Source organism: Planktosalinus sp., assembly GCF_059864935.1.
The window spans coordinates 1-4,320 of the sequence record NZ_JCBCCK010000256.1; the positions used below are offsets into that span (position 1 = coordinate 1).

Here is a 4,320-nt window from a genome sequence, read left to right on the forward strand (position 1 = left end):
TCTTCGTACTCCGTAGCTTTACGCGAAGGAGTATCTTGTCTTCTATTTAATGCCGCTCTGTGTCCCAAAGCGGGTGCAAAGATAATACCCTTTTTATTTATAACAACTTATTTTAAAACTTTTTTTGAAAAAAGATTTAAAGGGCATTTTTTCTGTGAACTTCACGTTTTTTGCGGGTTTTACTCCCGTTCAAAGCGGCTGCAAATATACACCCAATTCTCAATTAAACAAGTGTTTTTTTTCTCAACACAACAAAAAAACCCAGTCAAAACTTAACTGATTGATTGCTACATTTTTGAGAATGAAAATTTTTTTCAGGGCTACTAAGATAAGAAAAAAAACTTTCTGAACTAAAAACGTGTATACTATTTACTCGTCCATTTATCGGCCAAATCAAAATAATTGATGGGATATGCCGGATGTTGCAATTCCAGGACGCCTTCCTGAAAACCACGTTGCAATATGTCTTCAATTAAAAAGTCTTCTTTGACTTTATGTGGCTGAAATTCAGATTTAAGAGAAATGTCAAACATACTCGCCGTGGTATTGTACCAAAATGCCCGCCAGCCGGTGCGCAAGTCCTTAACTAAATCAAAAACTGTCTCTCCTGTTTGCCTGTGGATAAGCTTAACAAGTATTCTTCCTTCACTCTTAGTAAGTTTTTTTAACTCCTCAGTAAACTCTTCTTCTACATACTGTTGAATTCTACGGGTGTAAATGCGTCTTTCCCTGTTTGACTCCAAGGTTTCTAACCGCTGATTCATTGTATATAGCCTGTCAGCAGCCAGCTTGGCATAGGGATATACCTTACGGGTGCGTCTTCTCAGTATTAAATAATTGCGACGCTCTTCTGCAGAATTGAACTTTAGCTGATTCAACAAGTACACCTCATCCAAATCAATAAACTGTCTGGGCATGGTGTCACCGTCAATAATCATATATATGTACTCTGTGGTGTCATTTTTAACATAACGATAGGCATCATCATCCTGTGCAAAAGAGACTATCGAATAAGTAAAAAACAATGTAAGGGCAAAAAACAATCTACTCATAAAAATGCGATTTCTTTCTGATAACTCCAAAATCGTTCCAAAATTACATATTATATTGTCTTGTGTTACTAAAATCATATTAATATTGGTATTTTTACCCGTCAAAAAAAAAATGAACTATGGCCAAATCGATACTCAACAAAAAATCACTTGCATTTTTAGAATCTTATTTAAACAACGCTTCCCCCACGGGTTATGAGTCTGGTGGACAAAAAATCTGGATGGATTATTTAAAACCTTATGTGGATGAATTTATAACTGACAATTACGGAACTGCTGTGGCCATCATCAATCCTAAAGCCAAATATAAAGTAGTGATTGAAGGTCATGCTGATGAAATTTCGTGGTATGTCAATTACATTACTGACAACGGGCTGATTTATGTAATCAGAAACGGCGGCAGCGACCATCAAATCGCTCCATCAAAACGTGTGAACATTCATACCAAAAAAGGGATTGTACAGGGTGTTTTTGGATGGCCGGCCATTCATACCCGCAAAGACAAGGACAAAGAACTTTCCCCAAAGATGGACAATATATGTATAGATGTGGGATGCGACACCAAAGAGGAAGTCTTAAAATTAGGCGTTCACGTGGGTTGTGTGATTACTTATCCTGACACTTTTTTCGTTTTAAACGAAAATAAATTTGTTTGCCGTGCTTTAGACAATCGTATGGGCGGCTTTATGATTGCCGAAGTAGCTAGACTTTTTAAGGAAACCAAAAAGAAACTGCCCTTCGGATTGTATATAACCAATTCTGTTCAGGAGGAAATTGGTTTGCGTGGTGCAGAAATGATTACCCAAACCATAAAACCCAATGTTGCCATTGTAACCGATGTATGCCATGACACCACTACCCCTATGATTGACAAAAAAACCGAAGGTGAAACCAAAATTGGTGACGGTCCTGTAATCTCCTATGCGCCTGCTGTTCAGAATAAACTTAGAGAACTTTTAATCGAAACAGCAGAGAAAAACAAAATTCCATTCCAACGGATGGCCTCCTCACGCTCCACAGGAACCGACACTGACGCTTTTGCATACAGCAATGGTGGAGTGCCTTCGGCATTGATTTCTTTACCTTTACGCTATATGCACACAACAGTAGAAATGGTGCATCGCGACGATGTGGAAAATGTAATCAGATTAATCTATGAGTCGGTTTTGAGTATTAAAAACGGGCAGTCTTTCAATTATTTTGATTAACGGAAACTTTTGCTGTTGAAAATTAAGCTCGCCTTAGTATTAATCATATTTACCTTAAAGTTGTTTGGACAGGAACGTCCTGACACTTTAAAGTATTCTCTTTTTATTTCTCCGGAAATTTTGATAGGAACACTTTCCGAACCCAATACTGATTTCCCCGAAGTGGGCGTTCAAAAAACGGTTTTCCTCACCTTCGGAAAATACCACAACAACAATCCTCAAGAATGGGCTTACCGGCTCAATTATCCAAAAACGGGGTTTAGCCTGGGAATTTCAGACTATGGAAACAGTGAGCAGGTGGGCAGGGCTTATTCACTGCTCCCTTATGCGGAGTTTGGGCTTTTTGGTTCTCAAAAGCTGAATGCGCTTTTTGGACTGGGAGCTTCCTATCATGATGTACAATATGACATTCGTGACAACCCTAACAATAAAGCCATTTCAACTGAATTTTCTTGGGCATTTCGAGGGTCGTTGACTTACGATCTGTTGTCTTTCAAAAAATCGATGCTTCGCTTAAGCCTGAATTATTTGCACCATTCAAACGGCCATGTGCGTTTGCCCAACCAGGGGATGAATTCATTTTTACTGGGGGTTTCTTATGAAACGGGGATTTTCAAAAATATCCAAACAGAAAAACACAATGTGAATATGGAGGAGTTTTCCAGGTCAACATACAACTTTCTAAATATAAGGTTCGGTCTTGGTCAAAACGTGCTTTCGCAAATTTTTAACGAGCAAAAAGCGGTTTATACGGCTGCGGTTTCATACGGAAAAGTGATAAACAACACCTTTAAATTTGGCGTTGGGGCTTATTATAGTTTTTATGAACATTATTACGACTACATCAAAAACGAAGAAGAACTTATTGTGGAACGTTTCCCTCACTTTCTTGAAAATCCTTTTGGTTATGCGAGTAACATTGGAATTTTCGGGACGGGAGAATTGCTTTTAAATCATATTGGGGTGGAATTCCAGCTGGGTTTTAACATCTACAAACCGGCTTATCAGATGGATTGGATTTTAAATCAAGGCTATGTGTTTATTGCTTATGACCCTGATGACGAGCCTTATATTGGAGTGGTTTACGGCGAACCGGATTGGTATTATGAATTCAAACGCACTATCTCCAGTAGACTGGGATTGAAGTATTATCTTTTTGGAAATGACAAGCAACCCACACATAATTTCTACATTGGCACACACCTCAACGCCAATTTGGGTCAGGCTGATTTCAATGAGTTAAGCTTTGGATATGTGTATAACTTTAATTTTAAAGGGAAGAATTAGTTTGAGGCTAAATATGCAACAACATTTTTTTCAATTCTTTCTGAAATATTCGACACATCAGCTTTTATAAACTGCTCACCGGTGATGTTTTCATACAACTCGATATAACGCTCTGAAACACTTTCCACATACTCATCAGACATAAAGGGGACTTGCTGCCCTTCCAAACCCTGAAAGCCGTTTTGAATGAGCCATTGACGCACAAACTCTTTGGAAAGCTGCTTTTGTGACCCTCCTTTATCTTGTCGCTCCTGATAGCCTTCGGCATAAAAATACCTTGATGAATCCGGTGTGTGAATTTCATCAATCAAAACAATTTTACCGTCTTTGGTTTTACCAAATTCATATTTTGTATCCACCAAAATTAATCCTCGGGAGGCGGCAATTTCTGTTCCGCGTTGAAAAAGTTTTCGGGTGTAATCTTCCAAAACCAAATAATCTGCCTCTGAAACGATACCTCTCTTCAAAATATCTTCCCGTGAAATATCCTCATCATGCTCACCGGCTTCCGCTTTGGTAGCCGGCGTTATGATGGGTTGCGGGAATTTGTCATTTTCTTTCATGCCTTCCGGCATGGGCACTCCACACAACATTCTTTTTCCGGATTTGTATTCCCGGGCAGCGTGGCCGCTCAAATAGCCCCTGATGACCATTTCCACCATAAAAGGCTCACAGGCGTGGCCAATGGCAACATTGGGGTCGGGCGTGGCGATAAGCCAGTTGGGCACCAGGTCTTCTGTGGCACTCATCATTTTGGTGGCAATCTGATTGAG

5 protein-coding genes are annotated in these 4,320 nt (G+C 39.4%); 3 read left to right on the forward strand and 2 right to left on the reverse strand.

The genetic code is table 11. The annotated features are described in order from the left end of the window. Window positions 1–276, forward strand: a 276-nt coding sequence (locus tag AC6F75_RS08710; RefSeq protein ID WP_500714618.1) for a hypothetical protein, incomplete at its 5' end; no start/stop codon positions are given. An 89-nt stretch (window positions 277–365) separates the two neighbouring features. Here the strand turns inward: AC6F75_RS08710 and AC6F75_RS08715 are convergent. Then, window positions 366–1,052, reverse strand: coding sequence for a DUF4294 domain-containing protein (locus AC6F75_RS08715; RefSeq protein ID WP_500714619.1), 687 nt, complete (start codon window positions 1,050–1,052; stop codon window positions 366–368). Between the two features lie 119 nt (window positions 1,053–1,171). On the opposite strand from AC6F75_RS08715, the gene AC6F75_RS08720 reads away from it, so the two are divergent. Together AC6F75_RS08720 and AC6F75_RS08725 are read left to right on the forward strand one after the other, a co-directional pair. After that, a complete protein-coding gene (locus AC6F75_RS08720; protein WP_500714620.1) occupies window positions 1,172–2,260 on the forward strand; it encodes a M28 family peptidase in 1,089 nt (362 codons plus the stop codon). A 15-nt stretch (window positions 2,261–2,275) separates the two neighbouring features. Then, window positions 2,276–3,547, forward strand: a complete 1,272-nt coding sequence (locus tag AC6F75_RS08725; protein ID WP_500714621.1) for an acyloxyacyl hydrolase — start codon at window positions 2,276–2,278, stop codon at window positions 3,545–3,547. On the opposite strand, the gene AC6F75_RS08730 is transcribed toward AC6F75_RS08725, so the two are convergent. Continuing rightward, a partial coding sequence (locus AC6F75_RS08730) for a phosphoribosylaminoimidazolesuccinocarboxamide synthase (RefSeq protein WP_500714622.1) occupies window positions 3,544–4,320 on the reverse strand: 777 nt, incomplete at its 5' end. The two genes, AC6F75_RS08725 and AC6F75_RS08730, sit on opposite strands and share 4 nt — an antisense overlap.